The sequence below is a fragment of the Peribacillus sp. SIMBA_075 genome, from assembly GCF_046534585.1.
Genome location: NZ_JAWRYN010001614.1, coordinates 1 through 236 on the forward strand (window position 1 = coordinate 1; position 236 = coordinate 236).

Genomic DNA, 236 nt, shown 5'->3' on the forward strand with positions numbered 1-236 from the left:
GCTTAAGGTGAAGGGGCTTTCGCAGGACGAGAACCGCATGACCGTCACCCGTCTTCACACCCGCGCGCGCGAGGCGTGCCCGGCCGGCCCGCGCAGGAGCGCCGCCGATGTCGCTTCCGCCGGCCTGCTGCTGGTCCTGCTGGGTGCAGCGATCCCGCCGGCGCATGCGGAAATCGCGGCGCCCGCTTCGGCGCCGGCAGCCGCGAAGACAGCCACGACCGTCTCCCCGGACCAGG

1 protein-coding gene is annotated in these 236 nt (G+C 73.3%); it reads left to right on the top strand.

Translation table 11 applies throughout. The features are described from left to right. On the top strand, nt 1-236 hold a 236-nt coding region (locus SB775_RS33890), incomplete at both ends, for a hypothetical protein (protein ID WP_410865680.1).